The 17356-nt window shown below is 70.8% G+C and carries 14 protein-coding genes; 9 read left to right on the forward strand and 5 right to left on the reverse strand.

Going from position 1 to position 17356, the window contains the following annotated elements:
• Positions 1-17 precede the first annotated feature (17 nt).
• Positions 18-1064 (reverse strand): FecCD family ABC transporter permease, encoded by a 1047-nt coding sequence (locus KJS59_RS28295; protein ID WP_213456610.1) that lies wholly within the window; start codon positions 1062-1064, stop codon positions 18-20.
• A 125-nt stretch (positions 1065-1189) separates the two neighbouring features.
• On the opposite strand from KJS59_RS28295, the gene KJS59_RS28300 reads away from it, so the two are divergent.
• Complete coding sequence (locus KJS59_RS28300) at positions 1190-2416, forward strand: MerR family transcriptional regulator (protein WP_213456612.1); 1227 nt, start codon at positions 1190-1192, stop codon at positions 2414-2416.
• Positions 2417-2774: 358 nt separating this feature from the next.
• Here KJS59_RS28300 and KJS59_RS28305 read toward each other — a convergent pair whose 3' ends face one another.
• A complete protein-coding gene (locus KJS59_RS28305; protein WP_213456614.1) occupies positions 2775-3065 on the reverse strand; it encodes a hypothetical protein in 291 nt (96 codons plus the stop codon).
• Between the two features lie 310 nt (positions 3066-3375).
• Between KJS59_RS28305 and KJS59_RS28310 the strand changes: the two genes are divergently transcribed.
• The 7 genes from KJS59_RS28310 to KJS59_RS28340 all read left to right on the forward strand — a co-directional run bounded on the left by KJS59_RS28310 (position 3376) and on the right by KJS59_RS28340 (position 9146).
• The gene (locus KJS59_RS28310; protein ID WP_249715031.1) at positions 3376-3945 is read left to right on the forward strand and encodes an RNA polymerase sigma factor; all 570 of its coding nucleotides are present in this window, start codon (positions 3376-3378) and stop codon (positions 3943-3945) included.
• A 4-nt stretch (positions 3946-3949) separates the two neighbouring features.
• On the forward strand, positions 3950-4816 hold the full coding sequence (locus KJS59_RS28315; protein WP_213456616.1) for a hypothetical protein: 867 nt from the start codon (positions 3950-3952) through the stop codon (positions 4814-4816).
• Positions 4817-4854: 38 nt separating this feature from the next.
• Positions 4855-5721 carry an ABC transporter ATP-binding protein gene (locus KJS59_RS28320; protein ID WP_213456618.1) on the forward strand — a complete coding sequence of 289 codons (867 nt, stop codon included), beginning with the start codon at positions 4855-4857 and terminating at the stop codon, positions 5719-5721.
• A complete protein-coding gene (locus tag KJS59_RS28325; protein ID WP_213456620.1) occupies positions 5718-7313 on the forward strand; it encodes a hypothetical protein in 1596 nt (531 codons plus the stop codon). Before KJS59_RS28320 ends, KJS59_RS28325 begins: the two co-directional genes overlap by 4 nt.
• Complete coding sequence (locus tag KJS59_RS28330) at positions 7307-8002, forward strand: hypothetical protein (RefSeq protein ID WP_213456622.1); 696 nt, start codon at positions 7307-7309, stop codon at positions 8000-8002. Before KJS59_RS28325 ends, KJS59_RS28330 begins: the two co-directional genes overlap by 7 nt.
• The gene (locus KJS59_RS28335) at positions 7999-8529 is read left to right on the forward strand and encodes an RDD family protein (RefSeq protein ID WP_283775919.1); all 531 of its coding nucleotides are present in this window, start codon (positions 7999-8001) and stop codon (positions 8527-8529) included. Before KJS59_RS28330 ends, KJS59_RS28335 begins: the two co-directional genes overlap by 4 nt.
• A 257-nt stretch (positions 8530-8786) precedes the next feature.
• Entirely contained in the window at positions 8787-9146 is a 360-nt protein-coding gene (locus KJS59_RS28340; protein ID WP_213456626.1) for a YciI family protein, read from the forward strand.
• Here KJS59_RS28340 and KJS59_RS28345 read toward each other — a convergent pair whose 3' ends face one another.
• Positions 9147-9614, reverse strand: coding sequence for a cytidine deaminase family protein (locus KJS59_RS28345; RefSeq protein WP_249715033.1), 468 nt, complete (start codon positions 9612-9614; stop codon positions 9147-9149). It lies immediately after the preceding gene.
• 100 nt (positions 9615-9714) lie between these two features.
• Here KJS59_RS28345 and hrpA point away from each other — a divergent pair, with 100 nt between their 5' ends.
• Positions 9715-13758 carry an ATP-dependent RNA helicase HrpA gene (gene hrpA / locus KJS59_RS28350; RefSeq protein ID WP_213456631.1) on the forward strand — a complete coding sequence of 1348 codons (4044 nt, stop codon included), beginning with the start codon at positions 9715-9717 and terminating at the stop codon, positions 13756-13758.
• Positions 13759-14232: 474 nt separating this feature from the next.
• On the opposite strand, the gene KJS59_RS28355 is transcribed toward hrpA, so the two are convergent.
• Positions 14233-14643: a roadblock/LC7 domain-containing protein gene (locus KJS59_RS28355; RefSeq protein WP_213456633.1), complete on the reverse strand. Its 411-nt coding sequence runs from the start codon at positions 14641-14643 to the stop codon at positions 14233-14235.
• Complete coding sequence (locus KJS59_RS28360; RefSeq protein ID WP_213456635.1) at positions 14643-17204, reverse strand: sensor histidine kinase; 2562 nt, start codon at positions 17202-17204, stop codon at positions 14643-14645. Before KJS59_RS28360 ends, KJS59_RS28355 begins: the two co-directional genes overlap by 1 nt.
• Positions 17205-17356 lie beyond the last annotated feature (152 nt).

Genomic DNA, 17356 nt, shown 5'->3' on the forward strand with positions numbered 1-17356 from the left:
GGGCGGGGTGGGGGTGGTCATGTGGTCACCAGTTGGGGGCGGCGGACGAGGATGGCTAGGAGGGGGGCGCCGAGCAGGGCGGTGATGATGCCGGCGGGGACCTCTCCGGGTGGGGCGACGAGCCGGCCGACGATGTCGGCGGTGAGCAGCAGGGCCGGGCCGAGCAGTCCGGCGACCAGCAGGGTCCACCGGTGGTCGGCGCCGACCAGGGCCCGGGCCAGGTGCGGCACGGCCAGCCCGACGAAGGCGATCGGTCCGGCGGCGGCCACGGCGGCGCCGGTGAGCAGCACGCCCGCGAAGCCGGCGCCGAGGCGGACCAGGGCGATCCGATGACCGAGACCGCGCGCGATGTCGTCGCCGAGGGCGAGTGCGTCGAGGCCCCGGGCGACCAGGGCGGCCAGCACCACCCCGGCGAGGACGAACGGGAGCACCTGACCGGCGACGCCGACGTCCCGGCCGGTGAGGCCGCCGACCACCCAGAACCGGTATTCCTCGAAGGTGCGCGTGTCCATGCTGAGCAGCGCGTACACGATGGCACCGAGGCTGGCGTCGAGGGCCGCGCCGACCAGTGCGAGGGTGACCGGGCTGGCGCCCTCGCGGGCGCGGTTGGCGACGGCGAAGACCAGCAGGCCGGCCAGCAGCGCGCCGGCGACACCGAACCAGACGTACCCGGTGAGGGTTCCGACGCCGAAGACGGCGATGGCCAGCACCACGCCGACGGACGCTCCGGCACTGACCCCGAGGATGCGCGGCTCGGCGAGGGGGTTGCGGGTGACCGCCTGGAAGAGCACCCCGGCGACGGCCAGGGCGAGCCCGACCACCAGCCCCAGGGCGGTACGCGGCAGCCGCAGCTCGCGGACGATCGTGCTGGCGTCGCCGCCGTCCGGGGCGGTGAGCGCGGCCCACACCGCGTCGACGGGGAGCGGGCGGCTGCCGAGCGCCAGGCTGGCCAGCAGCGCGGCAGTGAGCAGGAGCGCCGCCGCCAGGGTGACCGCGAGGCGGCGCCGAACGCCTCGGCGGCCGGGGGCGTCAGCCCGGGCGGGCCGGACGGCGACGGTGGTCACGAAACTCCCGCCCTCTCAGGTTAGGTTCGCCTTACCTTAGCTGATACGGGTTAGGTGAGCCTAACTTGGGATCGACAACCCTGACGGGTTGCACCTCCAGCAGGGGGAGACGCGAGGCTGGGGGCATGAACGGCGAGACGCTCTACTCGATCGGCGAACTGGCTCGGCGTACCGGGCTGACCGTCAAGACCATCCGGTTCTACGCCGACCGCGGGATCGTGCCGCCGACCGACCGCGGCCCGACCGGCCACCGCCGCTACGGCCTCGACGCCGTGGCCCGCCTGGACCTGGTACGCACGCTGCGTGACCTCGGACTGGATTTGTCGACGATCCACGGGATCGTGGACCGGGAGCTTTCGCTGCCCGAGGTCGCCGCAGCACACGCGGAGGCGCTGGCAGCGCAGATCCGGGTACTGCGCCTACGGCGTGCCGTGCTGGTGGCGGTGGCCCGACGCGGGTCCACACCCGAGGAGATGGAGCTCATGCACAAGCTGGCCAGGCTCTCCGGCGACGAGCGTCGCCGCCTGATCGACGATTTCCTCGACACCGTCTTCGCCGGCCTGGCGGGCCACCCGGCGTTCGCGGGAATCAGGCGCTCGCTCACCCCCGAACTCCCCGACAACCCCGACACCGAACAGGTCGAGGCGTGGGTGGAGCTGGCCGAGCTTTCCCAGGATCCGGACTTCCGCGCCAGCCTGCGGCAGGTGGCGGAGCAGCACGCGGCGGACCAGGCCGACGCGCCGGTCGTCCGCCGGGATGCGGTCGCGTTGGTCCGGGACCAGGTCGGGCCAGCTCTGGCCGCCGGCGTCGACCCGGTCTCGCCCGGAGCCGACGAGGTCGTCGCCGCGGTCACCGACCGGTACGCGCGACTCTGCGACCTCCCCGACGACGTCGACCTGCGGCGGCGGCTGCTGGAGCGGCTGGAATCCGCGAACGACCCTCGCCGCGAGCGCTACCTGCACCTGCTCTCGGTGATCAACGGCTGGTCCACGGACGAGAGCCTGGCACCGGTCCTCGACTGGTCGATCCGCGCCCTGCGGGCTCGAACCCCTGATACCGCGCCCGCCGCCAGTTCGCCGAGGCGCTGCGGGCGCCGCCCCTTACAACATTGCCCTAGGGCTTCTTGGTCGCCAGCTTCTTCACACTTGAGTCAAGTTTTCGTGCAGCGAAGTGACGTTCGAGTATTAGGACGACTGCCCTCCCGTCCGCCACCAACCCAGGCAGCCAAGCAGACCAGGGCCCGGGCGACAGGGTCGTACCTTATTAGCGAGAAGGGCTCGTTCTGCCTTGGACTTGGCAAAATAATGGAAATAGAGGACACTCCGAGTGCGGGTTCGCCTCGGACAGCATGAAGGCTTGACATGTCGCTGAAATGGCAATCCGGTGCTGGCGAATGAGCCTTTCCCCGCAAGGATTTGATCATCATCAGTGATCATGTGGTTCCGGCGGCTCGAAGTGCAGTAGCGTGAGGACCACTGCGGGGCCACATCACCGGCGACTCGACGCCTGAGGCCGCTATCGGCCGCAGTCGGTATTCCGCCTTCCGGGCAGCGGACCGCCGCTCTATGCAGTGCGACGGTCCGCCGGTCGTTTCGGCGCGGAGACGGACACCGGTACCCGCCGCCACTCAAGGTCTTTCCTACCGCCCGCGTTCCGGGCGATGCTCGGGCTGGGGTCTGCTCGTCAGCCGACGCCCGGCAGTGGTCCGGGTCAGCAGAGGTTGACGCCAGCGAAACGCCGCGGCACGATGGCGACCGTCGAGGTCGCCGTCGCGCCCGGGTTGAGAGTCTGGCAACCGCCATCGACGCCGAAGTCCCAGACGATGTACGCGTTGAGCCGGTAGCCGCAGTCGTTACGCATCCACGCCGTCTGCGTGATCGTGCCGCTGTTGACACCGCGTGAGACGCAGCCAGGAGCGGCCGCGGCGTAAGCGGGTGCGGCTAGCACTGTCGCACCGAGCCCTACGCTCATCGCTGCGGCGGCAGCGCCTTTCTTGAGCACCGAATTTACCATATTTCTCTCCCCTCGTGATTGGCGGCGCCCCTGCCAGTGATTCCGGAATCCTGTCTGGACGCACCGTGAGACTAGTGACGTTGATCAGTGACCAGCAAGGCCTGTCGGTGCGAAATCGGATGTAACGTGGATGCATCGATGTTGGTCATGACGCTTTACTTTGCCCAAGCCGATCAATGTTGCCCGAGGTAGTGATGCAAGCGGGGGTCGCCGAGACCACGGACGAATTCCAGATTGTGACGTGCATCACCCTCTGGAGTGGAACCATCGATTCGTCCACAGCCGACGAGGAGGTGTGATGGCCGAGAACCCGGAGACTGACGCGGACGCCTCCCTCGTGCGTGCCGTCCGCGATGGCGACCGGCGGGCGTGCGAGGAGCTCTACCGCCGGTACGCTCCCTGGCTCCGGGCCCGCCTGCGGCGGCGCTGCGCCGACAGCGCGCTACTCGACGACATGGTGCAGGACGTGTTCATCGCGGTCTGGACCGGCGCGGCCCGGGGCGACGAGATCCGCGACGTGCCGGGCTGGCTCTGGCGGATCGGGGAGCGGACTCTGTTCGACCTGCAGCGCAAGCAAGGCGCGCGGCAGCGGCTCCAGCGGTTGTTGCAGCTGGAGCGGTTCCGTTCCGAGCAGTCGGCAGAGGACGCCGTGCTGGCTGGAGTGCCTTCCGCCGACCTCGCCGCAGCGCTCAAGCGCCTCTCGCCCGAGCATCGCCAGGTGATCGACGCCAGGGTGGTGCGGGGCATGACCATGGAGCAGATCTCGGCCCGCCTGGGAATCCCCGTGGGGACGGTGAAGACGCGCGTCATGCGCGCCCGGCGACTGCTCCGCGAGGAGCTCTCATGGCCTGGCACGAGGAGAAGGTGACGGAATGACGACACAGCAGGTATCCGTAGACCATCCCTCCCGAGGGACGCTTCGGGCGTACGCCGGGACGGAACTGGCGGGCGCGCGGCTCGAGTCCGTCGACCACCACGTCGCCGAGTGCCGGGAGTGCATCGTCACGCTGGCCGAACTGACCGACACCGCCGAGCTGGCCCGGGGCTGGGCCCGCCTGGACCGGAGCCTGGACGAACCGCGGCCCGGTCGGTTCGAGCGCCTGCTGCGACTGCTCGGGCTCCACGAGGACCTAGCGCGGATCGCCGCGACCACGCCGGCGCTGCACGCCTCCTGGCTCGGCACGGCCGCGTTCATCATGGTCGGTGCGCTGCTGATTACGCGCTACGCCCCGGCGGACGTGGCCGGCCTGGCGTTCCTGACGACGTTCCCGGTGTTGCCCGTGGTGGGCGCGGCTCTGTCCTTCGGGCCCAGCCTCGACCCAACGTACGAGTTGACGCTCGTCTCACCAATCGGTCGCTTCCCGATCATCCTGCTCCGTACGCTCTCGGTGTTGATCACATTGATCGGCATCGCCGGGCTGGGCAGTCTCGCCATGCCGCAGCAGGGCCTCGCGGCAGTCGCCTGGATGGCCCCTTCGCTCGCCTTGACCCTGGTCACTATCGCGCTCACGGTCAAGTTGGAACCGCGGGTCGCCGGGGCGTGCACCGCCGCGGCCTGGGCTGTCTGCGTCATCGCCACCAGCAACTCGGACGGCACGTCGGTGCTCCTCACCGTCGAGGGGCAGTTGGCCGTGGCGGGCTTGGTCGTGGTGGCCGGCGCCGCGGTGGTCCGCCTGCGGCGGTACTTCGATCTGCTTACTCCCATCGATTTCCCCTCGCTGGCCCGGGCCACCCCGTGACCGGCGCCGTCCAGCTTGATGAGTCAAGGAGTTCCTGGATGCCTTCAGCCACCGTCGCCGTCACCGGCCTGATCCGGCGCTACGGGCGGCACATCGCGCTCGACCAGGTGTCGCTCGGCCTGACAAAGGGCGTCACCGGCCTGCTCGGTCCGAACGGCGCGGGCAAGACCACCCTGCTGCGGATCCTGGCCACCGCGTTGTCGCCGGACCAGGGCACCATCGACATGCTCGGGATCGACCCGCTGACCGCCAAGGGCAGGCTGGAGGCCAGACGCGTGCTCGGTTACCTCCCGCAGCATCCCGGCTTCCACCCTGGCTTCACCGCGTTCGAGTTCATTGACTACGTGGGCATACTGCGCCGGATCACCAATCGGGCGCAACGGCACGACGAGACGCGCCGCGTGCTGGACGCGGTCGGCCTGTCGGACGTGCGCGGCAAGAAGATCAAGACGCTGTCCGGAGGCATGCGGCAGCGGGTCGCGCTCGCCGCGGCGATCGTCGGTGATCCGCAGTTCCTCATCCTGGACGAGCCGACCGTGGGCCTCGATCCGAACCAGCGGCTGCGCTTCCGGGAGTTGATCGCGGAACTCGGCGAGGACCATGTCGTGCTGCTGTCCACCCACCAGACCGAGGACGTCGGCGCGCTCTGCCAGCACGTCGTCGTGCTGGCCGGCGGAACGGTCCGATTCGACGGCACGCCGGCGGATCTCAGCGCCTACGCGGCCGGCCGCGTCTGGCACAGCGCGCAGAAGGACCCGAACGCAGTCGCCGGCTGGCGTACCGGGCAGGGCACGGTCCACAACATCGGCAGTCCACCGCCCGGTGCCACCCTCCTGGAACCCACTCTGGAGGACGGCTACCTGTTGCTGCTCGACGGCGACCCGGCCCTGAAGGAGGTAGCATGACGACCGCGCTGACCATGACGGTATCCCCACCGCCCATCACCGGCGGACCGGCAACCCGGAGGGGTGCCACGGTCACCGTCCTCACACTGGCCCGCGCCGAGTCCTGGCGGTTACTCCGGCACCCGGCGATCCTGGTGGGGCTGCTGCTCACCGCAGCGCCGTGGGTCTATGAATGGCTCAGCGGAGGGCTGGCCACCCGGTATCCAGTCCTACACGACGAGGACCGCTTCGTGCAGCTGCCGATGCTGCTGCTCGCGGCCGGCACGCTGCTCGCCGCCAACCTTGCCGTGCTGCGGGTCCAGCGCGACAAAATGGTGGCCTTCTACTCGGTCCAGCTGACGACCACCGCGCAGCGTACCGTCGCGCACCTGCTGTCGTTGCTGAGCCTCGCGATCCTGGCCGGTGCTGTCGTGGCGCTGCGTCTGGTCTGGCTGGCGGCCGCGCCCGGCGCGATCGGGCGTGTCTCGGTCCTGGAAGCGGTCACCCCCCCGCTCGTCGTCCTGCTGGCCGGCGTAGTCGGGTTGTTCCTCGCGCGGCTCACCACCGCGCTGGTGGCCGCGCCGCTGACTATCGTCGCGCTCGCGATGCTGGTTCTCTTCAGCGCCGTCGGCCCGCAGTGGAGCCGTTGGGTGGGGCCCATCGCGTTCGAGGACGAGACGGTCGGCTCGCTCCCACCGCACCTGATGTACCGCCCGGTGGTCTGGCATCTGGTCTACCTCGCGGCGCTGCTCGCGGCGCTCGCCTTAGTCACCGTCGGGCTCAGCGGCGCGCGCTGGTCGTTGACCGCGCCCGCGGCCGTCGTCGCCGCGGTGGTCGTGGCCGTCACCGGAGCGCTGCAGAACTCCCCGGTGCCGGACCACATTGTCGACGCGCGGTCGCAGGCGGCCACCCGCCCGGCGGACGAACAGGTATGCAGAGATGTCGACAGCGTCAGGTTCTGTGCGTTCCCCCCTTACGAGCAGCGCTCGGAACAATGGGCGGCGGTCACCCGGGGAATTCTGCGGTGGGCGCCGGAGCAGGTCGCCGACGCGTCGTACGTGGTCCGCCAGCGGATCTTCCTCAAGTCCTCCGCTGAACTGACCGACCCGGTGCCGGTCGAAGACTGGCGGGCGGACGACGCGGCGGCCGGAACACCGGAATCCGTCCCGGTGAGCACGGTCTGGGGCGACCGTGAGGGGTACAGCGAGATCCAGATGATCCAGTTCTCCGGTGCTTTCGCGAACCGTGCGGTTACCGGCTCCGCCGCCGCGATCTACGACAACGCCGTCATCTGCGGTGCCCGCGGCCTGCTGATCCTCTGGCTCGGAGCGCAGGCCACCCAAGAGACCGAGAACGCGTACCGGCAGAGCCTCGAACACTCGTACGGGGGAAGCGTCGTGATGGCGGTGCTCACCTCAGCTTCCGGCCCGTCGTTCCCGCGGGAGACCGCCGATCTGGTGAGGGATCTGCTGGACCGCCCGGTGGGCGAGGTCGGCGCGCAGATGCGGCAGAACTGGCAGAAGCTGGCCGACCCTGCTACCGGGCTCGCCGAGGGGGCGCAGCTGCTCGGGATGCGAGCCCCCGCCGGCCGGGCGAGCGGGTTGCGTTGCTGACCGAACCCCGGCTGGCATTGATGCTGGCCCCGCACCTGCTGCGATCCACCAACCGGGTGGCGATCGCCGGCGGCGTCGCCGTGGCGCTCGCCTTCAGCTGGATCCCGCTTGCCGCCGGCATTGGACTGGAACTGGCCGACGCCGCCACGATGCTGCGCTTCGCGCTGTTCGGCATGGTCATCGGCCTGGCATTCGTCCTGGACGACCCGGCCACGTCCACCATCGCGACGTTGCCCACCCCCCGGTATGTCCTCGTGGTGCTGCGGCTGGCGCCGGTCACCGTGCTCGCGGCGGCGGTGTGGGTGGTCGCCTGGCTGGGCTGCCGGCTCGCTCTCGACCCGCAGGTGCGGCCGCTGCTGCCGCTGGGCGGCCTGCTTCTGGAAGGGCTCGCGCTGCTCGCCGTGGCATTCTGGCTGGCCGGGACGCGCTGGGGCAACGACGCCGCACGGGGTGGTGTGCTTGCCGCCCCGGCCGTGGTGCTCCTGCTGATCGCCGCGGCGCTGCTGCCCGAGTCTGCGGCCGTCTTCCCGCCGCCGGGCACCGATCGCTGGGACGACTCACGGCTGGTGTGGGGAGTGATGCTGGCTGTCGGCCTGGCCGGGCTCACCTGGATGAGTCACGAACCAACGCCACGCTCCCGTCCCGCGGCGACATCTGTTTCCTCCGACAAGGAAAGGGTCAAGAATTGAACGGCATCGAGGACCCCGGGCGAATCGATGGTTCCCGCCGAGCCGCGCCGGCCGGTCTACCGGCGCCCTGGGAGCGGCGGGCCATGGCGGCACTGATCGACATGGCCCTCTCTCTCGGCCTGCCCCTGCTCATCACAGCGGCGTTCTGGGCGATGTTCGTCGGAAGCTACGAGACCGTCACCGACACCTCGGGTGCCCAGCAGTCCGCCGGCCTGGGCGGTGGCTCCTCTCCGGCAGGCCTGGGCGTCGTCATCGCCGGCTCGGTGGTGGGCTTGGCCGTCAGCGCGTGGCTGGCGTACCGACAGGGCGTGTCCGGCCAGACGCCCGGCAAGCGGGCGCTGCGCCTGGTGACCGTCAGAACAGATGGCGGCTTCTTGGGCGGTGCTGGGGGCCTGCGGCGCTGGGCGGTTCAGCTGGTGAACATCCTGCCGCTCGGCGTCGGCTATCTCCGGCCGCTGTGGAACGACGAGCGGCAGACGTGGGCCGACCAGTTCGTCGGCTCCACGGTGGTCGATGCCCGGCGCTGACGCCCCGAACACAGCCAGCGGGCCGGTGACGCCGCACCCGCTGCGGATGCGAACGCGACCACGAGGAATGCCCTGGCCCCGCGGGGAAACCAGGGCATTGCTCGTATGGGTCAGACGTTGGACCGGCAGCTGACCTGACGGTTCTACGCGGGTGCGGACTGGTCAGCGATCATCCGACAACGCACCGATCGGCCAGAATAACGACCAGCGGCTGCGGTTAGCCCTTTTCGACCTATTTGCTCCCCTACGCTGAGGGCATGCGATTCGACCAGCACACCGTGGTCCTCCTGGTGCGCCCCGACGACCCGCCGGAGCTGCCCCGGGACGCGGCCGACCGGTTGCAGGACGCGCACCTGGCCCACCAGGCCGGGCTGGTGGAGCAGGGCGCAGTCCTCGCCGCCGGCCCGTTCCTCGGCGGCGACGACGAGCGGATCCGCGGCCTCGCCGTGTTGTCGGTGGACCCGCAGATGGCCCGCGAACTCTACGCCAACGACCCGGCCGTGAGCTCCGGACAGCTGGTCGCCCGGGTGATGAGCTGGATGGTGCCGGAGGGCGTGCTCCGGTTCGAGTCGGTGCCGGTGCCCACCTCCATGCTGGAGATGGCGTCCGGGGACTGATCAGTCCTCCGCGGCCTGGCGGCTACCCGGCACCACCGGCATCGGCCACACCCCGGTACGCGGCACGGCCGGCACCTGCACCTGGTGGTCCGACCAGACGTACGTCTCGGGCAGCAGGTCGGCCAGCGGAACCACGCGCAGCGCGTCCATCGGGCCGACGATCACCCTGATCGACGGGAAGTAGTCGAAGAGCACCTGCCGGCAGCGACCGCACGGCGAAAGGACACCCCGGCCCCGGTCCCCCACCGCGACGATGGTCTCCAGCTCGCCGGCGCCCTGCGTGGCGGCGGCCCCGATCGCCACCACCTCGGCGCACGGGCCGCCGGTGAAGTGGTAGACGTTCACGCCGGTGAAGACCCGGCCGTCGGTGGTCCGCACGGCGGCGGCGACAGTGTGGTTGTCACTGCGGCAGCGCAGCTTGGCCACGGCCGTGGCGGCCTGCACCAGCGCCCGGTCGGTGTCCCGCATGATCATCACGTCCCGTCGTCGACCTCGGTCGGCGGCCACTCTAGTCCGGGCGGTAACCCGGGCGCGCTCCGACGCGCGGCTGCCTATTCTTGGCGACGACATGCAGAATCCAGCCGTACCCGCCGCACCCGAGACCGTCCGCGACCTGCACCGCCGTCTCGCCCCCCTGATGTTCCGCGACCAGCGCCGGCTCCAGCGGCAGCTGGACGGGGTCCGGAAGCTGCGGGATCCGCAGCGGCGCGACTCGGCGCTCGCCGAGATCGCCACCGAGGTGACCCGGGCCGAGGCCCGGCTGGCGAGCCGGCGGGCCGCCGTGCCGACGATCACGTATCCGCCGCAGCTGCCGGTGAGCGAGCGCCGGGACGACATCGCCGCCGCCATCCGCGACCACCAGGTGGTGATCGTGGCCGGCGAGACCGGCTCCGGCAAGACCACCCAGCTGCCCAAGATCTGCCTGGAGCTGGGTCGCGGCATCAACGGGCTGATCGGGCACACCCAGCCCCGCCGACTCGCCGCGCGGACGGTGGCGGACCGGATCGCCGAGGAGCTCGGCACCGAGCTGGGCGACGTGGTCGGCTACAAGGTGCGCTTCACCGACCAGGTCAGCGAGAACAGCCTGGTCAAGCTGATGACCGACGGCATCCTGCTGGCCGAGTTGCAGACCGACCGGATGCTGCGCCAGTACGACACGTTGATCATCGACGAGGCGCACGAACGCAGCCTCAACATCGACTTCATCCTCGGCTACCTCAGGCAGCTCCTCCCCCGTCGACCCGACCTCAAGGTGATCATCACCTCGGCGACCATCGAGACCGACCGGTTCGCCCGGCACTTCGCCGACGCCGAGGGCAACCCGGCACCCGTCGTCGAGGTGTCCGGGCGGACGTACCCGGTCGAGGTGCGCCACCGGCCGCTGGTCGAGGTGACCGAGGCCGAGGAGCAGGACGAGGCCGACGAGGAGAACGTCCGCGACCAGATCCAGGCCATCGGCGACGCCGTCGAGGAGCTGGCCGCCGAGGGACCCGGCGACATCCTGGTCTTCCTCAGCGGTGAGCGGGAGATCCGGGACACCGCGGAGGCCCTCGGCAAGCTGGTGGAGAAGAAACGGTCCCTGCTGGGCACCGAGATCCTCCCGCTGTACGCCCGGCTCTCCACCGCCGAGCAGCACCGGGTCTTCGCCCCGCACACCGGGCGCCGGGTGGTGCTCGCCACCAACGTCGCGGAGACCTCGCTGACCGTCCCCGGCATCAGGTACGTGGTGGACCCGGGCACCGCCCGGATCTCCCGCTACTCCAGCCGCCTCAAGGTGCAGCGGCTGCCGATCGAGCCGGTGTCGCAGGCCTCGGCCAACCAGCGCAAGGGACGCTGCGGTCGTACCTCGGACGGCATCTGCATCCGCCTCTACGACGAGGAGGACTTCGAGGCCCGGCCCGAGTTCACCGACCCGGAGATCCTTCGCACCAACCTGGCCTCGGTCATCCTGCAGATGACCTCGATCGGGCTCGGCGACATCGCCGCGTTCCCGTTCATCGACCCGCCGGACCGGCGCAACGTCACCGACGGGGTCAACCTCCTGCACGAACTGGGCGCGCTCGACCCGGCCGAGACCGACCCGGCGAAGCGGCTCACCCCGCTGGGCCGGCGGCTGGCCCAGCTCCCGGTCGACCCGCGGCTGGCCCGGATGGTCATCGAGGGCGAGCGCAACGGCTGCGCCACCGAGGTGGTCGTGATCGCCGCCGCGCTCTCCATCCAGGACCCGCGGGAACGGCCCGCCGACAAGCAGGCCCAGGCCGATCAGGCGCACGCCCGGTTCGCCGACAAGGAGTCGGACTTCGTCGCGTACCTCAACCTCTGGCGGCACCTGCGCGAGCAGCAGCGCGCCCTGTCCTCCAGCGCGTTCCGCCGGATGTGCAAGGCGGAATACCTCAACTACCTGCGGGTCCGCGAGTGGCAGGACATCGTCAGCCAGCTGCGCCAGGTGCTGCGTACCCCGGAACCGGGCGACGGGCGGCGGGGCCGGCGCGGCAGCCCGGTGGCCAACACGGACGGCGGCGGCCGGCGCGGAGCCGGCGCGGACCTGCCGGAGGAGATCGACACCCCGAAGGTGCACCAGTCCCTGCTGCCCGGGCTGCTGTCCCACCTCGGGCTCAAGGACGCCCAGAAGCACGAATACCTCGGCGCGCGGGGGGCGAAGTTCGTGATCTTCCCCGGCTCGGCGCTGTTCAAGAAGCCGCCGCGCTGGGTGATGGCCGCCGAACTGGTGGAGACCTCCCGGCTCTGGGGCCGGGTCGCCGGCCGGGTCGAGCCCGAGTGGGTCGAGCCGCTCGCCCAGCACCTGGTCAAACGCAGCTACAGCGAGCCGCACTGGGAGAAGAAGCAGGCCGCGGTGATGGCCTACGAGAAGGTCACCCTGTACGGCATCCCGATCGTCACCTCCCGCAAGGTCAACTTCGGCCGGATCGACCCGGCGCTGAGCCGGGAGCTGTTCATCCGGCACGCCCTGGTCGAGGGCGACTGGCAGACCCACCACCAGTTCTGGCAGGACAACCAGAAGCTGCTCACCGAGGTGGAGGAGCTGGAGAACCGGGCCCGCCGGCGGGACATCCTGGTCGACGACGAGACCATCTTCCAGTTCTACGACCAGCGGATCCCGGCCGACGTGGTCTCCGGCCGGCACTTCGACGCCTGGTGGAAGAAGACCCGCCGGGAGCAGCCCGACCTGCTTACCTTCACCCGCGATCTGCTGGTCAACTCCGGTCGCGGCGGGGTGGCCGAGGCCGACTATCCGGACGAGTGGCGCACCGACGCGGTGACCCTCCCGCTCACCTACACCTTCGACCCGGGCACCCCCACCGACGGGGTCACCGTCGACATTCCGCTGCCGCTGCTCAACCAGGTGCCGGCGGAGAGCTTCGACTGGCAGGTGCCCGGGCTGCGCGAGGAGCTGGTGATCGCGCTGATCCGGTCGCTGCCGAAGGCGATCCGGCGCAACTTCGTGCCGGTGCCCGACTACGCCCGGGCGGCCCTGGCCGCGATCACCCCGGGCGAGGAGCCGCTGCTGGACGCGCTCACCCGGCAGCTGCGCCGGATGACCGGGGTGACCGTCCCGCCGGACGCCTGGGACCTGGGCAAACTGCCGCCGCACCTGCGGGTCAGCTTCCGGGTGCTCGGCGAGGACGACAAGCCGGTCGCCGAGGGCAAGGACCTGCCGGCCCTGCAACGCCAACTCCGCCAGGAGGTACGCCAGGTCGTCGCGGCCGCCGCCCCGGACGTGGCCCGGACCGGGCTCACCGAGTGGAGCCTGGACATCCTGCCGCGCACCATCGAGCAGGTCCGCGCCGGATATGCGGTGACGGCGTACCCGGCCCTGGTCGACGAGGGCGCCACGGTCGGGGTGAAGGTGCTCGACTCCCCGGCCGAGCAGGAGGCCGCGCACTGGGCCGGCACCCGGCGGCTGCTCCGGCTGACCCTGCCGTCGCCGGCGAAGTTCCTCCAGGGGCGGCTGTCCAACGAGGCCAAGCTGGCGCTGTCCCGCAACCCGCACGGCGGGGTGCCGGCGTTGATCGAGGACGCCACGGGCGCGGCGATCGACCGGCTGATGGCCGACGCGGGTGGTCCGGCCTGGGACGCCGACGGCTTCGCCGCGCTGCGCGACAGGGTCCGCGCCGACCTGGTCGACACCGTGGTCGAGGTGATGGGCCGGGTCCGGCAGGTGCTGGCCGCCGCGTACGCGGTGGAGCAGCGGCTCGGCGCGACGAAGAACCTGGCCGTGGTGGCCGCCCTGGCCGACATCCGCAGCCAGCTCGGCGGCCTGGTGCACCAGGGCTTCATCACCGAGGCCGGGTACGCCCGCCTGCCCGACCTGCTGCGCTACCTCACCGCGATCGAGCGCCGGCTGGACCGGCTGGCCGGGAATCCGCAACGGGACAAGCAGCAGCAGGACCGGATCGCCGCGGTGCAGCGGGAGTATCAGGACATGCTGAACGCCCTGCCACCCGCGAAGCGGCAGTCGACGGCGGTCCGGCAGATCCGCTGGATGATCGAGGAGCTGCGGGTGAATGTCTTCGCCCAGGCGCTGGGCACCCCGTACCCGGTCTCCGAGCAGCGCATCTATCGGGCGATGGACGACGCCGAGGGCCGGTGAGTCCGCGCACGTCACCCGTTCGGGCGGGTGTGGCGTGCGACGTGACCCGTAGGGCCTCCCGGATCTCGTGACGGTTGCGCGCACCGCCGAGGGGCCGGTTGATCGCGACCAGGTATGGCAAGCGTCGGGCGTCGAGGTAGTCCAGGACTGGGTACGAGGCGGGCAGCCGGGTGGTGTCGACCAGCACCACGGCACCGACGGCGCCGGCGCACAGCTGGTCCCACATCCACCACCAACGCCGCTGGTCAGGGATGGTGCGCAGGACGAGGGTGACACCGCTGGGCAGCGTGACGGAGCCGATCTCCCACACGCTGCCCGGCGCGCCTGCCAGCACCGCGTGCCCGTGGCTGGCGGCCCGAAGGAAGCAGGTCTTGCCTGCTCCCGGCCCGCCGGCCACCAGGACCGTGACCACCGAGGCTCGGTCGCCGGTCGCGCTGGTGTCCCTGTCCACGCTCATCACCGCCCGCACGCGAGTCAGCCGGCTGTACGCGGCCCTGGCTTGACCTGCTCACCGATCCGGTTCGCGAGCGCCGCCAGTTCGTAGGCGACCTGGGACGGGTCGCAGTCGGTGCGGGCCAGGGCCGCCAGCGAGGACCCGTCGGGCACCTGCTGTACGACCAAAATACCATCGATCATCATCAACATTTGGAACTGCACGCCGCCGGCCTCCAGCAGGTCGGTGCCGGCACGCGCCAGACTGACCAGACCGGACACGATCGCGGCGAGCTGGTCCCCCCGGTTCACGTCCAGACCGGCGGTGCTGGCCAACAGCAGGCCGTCGCCGGACACCGCGATGACGTGGGCCACGGCCGGAATCTGCCTGGCCAGACCGTCCAGAACTGCCGACAGTTGGGGATTGCGGGGTGTGGCAGTGGTGACGCTCATCAGCGTTCTCCTGTCAAGAGGGGAGGGGTAGTCGAGAGCGGAGGGGTAACCGACGCGGCCCGCAGACCGCGCAACGTGCCGGCAACCTGCGCCCGGATCGCCGCAGGATCGATCGGCGCGGCCGGCTCGGAACCGGTGCGCTGCGTCGGCAACCCACCCGGCACCACATGCGCCTGCGGGCGGCGCCGAGGCAGACCAGACACGGTGCGTCCGTCAGTCGCCGGCTCCGCGGTAGATGCCGCCGCCTGCCAGCCCGCGTCGGCCGCCGTCCGGAACCCGCCACTGTTGTTGCTCTCTGGCCACAGCCACGGTGACCGGGCAGCGACCTCGCGGAACACCGGCGTGTCCGCCGGCCGAGGGCTGCCCGCAGGCAACGGGAGCGGTCCCCGCTCACGGCGCACCAGCGGCAACTCCATCGTCGCGTCAGGCAGCGGTCGCGCCACCGCCGGAGACGGACCGGTCGGGCCGGTCCAGCCGGTACCGGTCAACGGCGCCGGCAGGGCCAAGGGCGGTGCTGGGGCCGGGGGCGGTGCTGGGGCCGGGGGCGGTGCTGGGGCAGGCGCGGGCTGGACCCGTCGCTGGACCTGGCTCGGCACGACAATCTCGCGTACATGAACTCGGGTCACATACTCGGCCGGCACCCTCACCTCGGCCGTGATGCCGGTCGGCCTGGTCCTGTCCAGGCGCACGCGTACCCCGAACTCGTGCGCAAGGCGAGAGATCACGACCAGACCCATCTGGTCGGTAACCGCGACATCCACCTCCGAGTCCGCCAACAAACGGTTCGCGCGCTCCAACTGCTCGGCGGCTAACCCGAGACCGGCGTCCACGACGAGGACCCGCACGTCACGCCCGGACCACACCGCGGACACCCGCACCTGATCCGCGGAAAACCGGGTCGCGTTGTCCAACAGCTCAGCCAGGATGGACTTGACCGCATCGACAGCGCGGGCATCGATCTCCACCTCAACCAACCGCTCCACGCCGATCCGCGCGAAACCTTCGGTTTCCGACAACGCCGCGTTCACCAGGTCAGCGAGCTCTACCGGCTGCCGCTGCGTTTGGCCTGGGCCGCCACCGGCGACGATCAGCAGGTTGGACCCGAACCGACGCAGCCGAGTCGCCTGCTGGTCAGCGGTGAACACCTTCGCCAGCCGGTCTGGATCCTCCTCATCCCGCTCCAGCAGGTCGATGCTGCCCAGCAGTTGCTCCGTCAGCGCCTGCACCCGCCGCCCGATTGAGGTGATCATCGAGCTCACCTGGGCACGGCCCCGCGCCTGATCCACCGTCGCGTCCACCGCAGCGCGCAGGACAGCGTTGAACGCGTCCGCGACCCGGCCCACCTCATCCCGGCCGACGACCGGAACCGCTACCCCACCAGCGCCCTTGGCCAACTGTTGCGCCACGGCAGGGTCCGATGTCGCCCGCAGACGTCCCACCAAGCCCGGTAGTTCCGCCTCCGTGATTTGCCGCGCGCCCTGCTCCAGCCGGGACAGCTGACCGACCAGCGACCGTGCCACCCGCAAGGCGGTGAGCACAGCGACGGCCAGCATCACCAACAGCACACCGGCCTGTACCGCAGCTGCGCGGACCTGCTCCATCCACAGGTCATCGGCGGCGGCACCGATGGCAGTGTTTACCGCCGCCTGTACCTGGGCCAGCAGGTCCGCCCGGGTGGTCATCACCCGACTCCACTGCTCAGCACCACCCGGCAGCCGTACCGGCTCGTACACACCGGTGCCCGACACCGCCCCGTCCAGCCGCACGCCGGCCAGCACGTCCGGGCCGGTCAACGTCCGACCCAACAGCGCCGCCCAGGCCGGCCGCGCCAAGGCGTCGAACTCGCGCAACGCCTCATCCTGGCCCGCCCGCGCCGCAACAACCTCGGCGTGCAGAGCCGGTGTCAGCCGGCGTGCTGCCAGCGCCTGCAACACCGCCACCTGCTGCTGGCCTACCGCCTCACGAGCCCGCGACAACGTCGCCGATGCCCGTATCTCATCCGCGAGCAGGGGGGTTACTCCACTCTGCGCCACCGCCGGCAGCAGGTCATCCAGGTCGGCGACGACCCCGCGATAACCGAAGGCCACCGCCGACAACGACACCAACCCATCACCACGCACCCGCTGCCGCTGCGATCCCACCTCCGCCAAGCCGGCGTCCACCCTGGCCAGCACCACCCGTACCGACTCCGGGAGCGAATCGAGCCCGTCACGCTGATCGTGGAACCGCGATACCGCTTCATCCGTCTCCTGGACCGCGCGCTCGAAGTCAGCAGGGGTGACCGTTGAGCCCGGCAACAGCAGACTCACGGCGGTGATGCGCTCCGCCTGCAACCGCTGCGTCACCTCCGCTGCGGCTGCCGAAGCGACGAACATGCCTCCGGCGCGTCGCGCCGCCCCAGCCTCTCCAACCGAGGACCAGAGACCGAACCCTGTCGAGAGCATCGCGGCCAGGGCAGTCGGCACCACAATCAACGCCGCCTTAACCCGCACAGGCATATCCGCCAGCCGCCGCGCCCGCACAGAGGAGCCCTGCCTAGCCGTGCTGTCCAAACCCACCATCCCTGTCGTTGTGCCGCTGACAACGGGCGGCCGCAAGCCGCTACGGAAGCGCCTCACGCCGGTCGCCGCTCAACAGCTGTACTGGAGGCTGAAGCCGGCCCTCCGCACGCGCGGCACCAGCCGCTTGATCTCTTCCTCACGAGCCAGCCAGC

Origin of the sequence: Rhizomonospora bruguierae (assembly GCF_018397995.1) — a bacterium.
Taxonomy (GTDB): Bacteria; Actinomycetota; Actinomycetes; order Mycobacteriales; family Micromonosporaceae; genus Rhizomonospora; species Rhizomonospora bruguierae.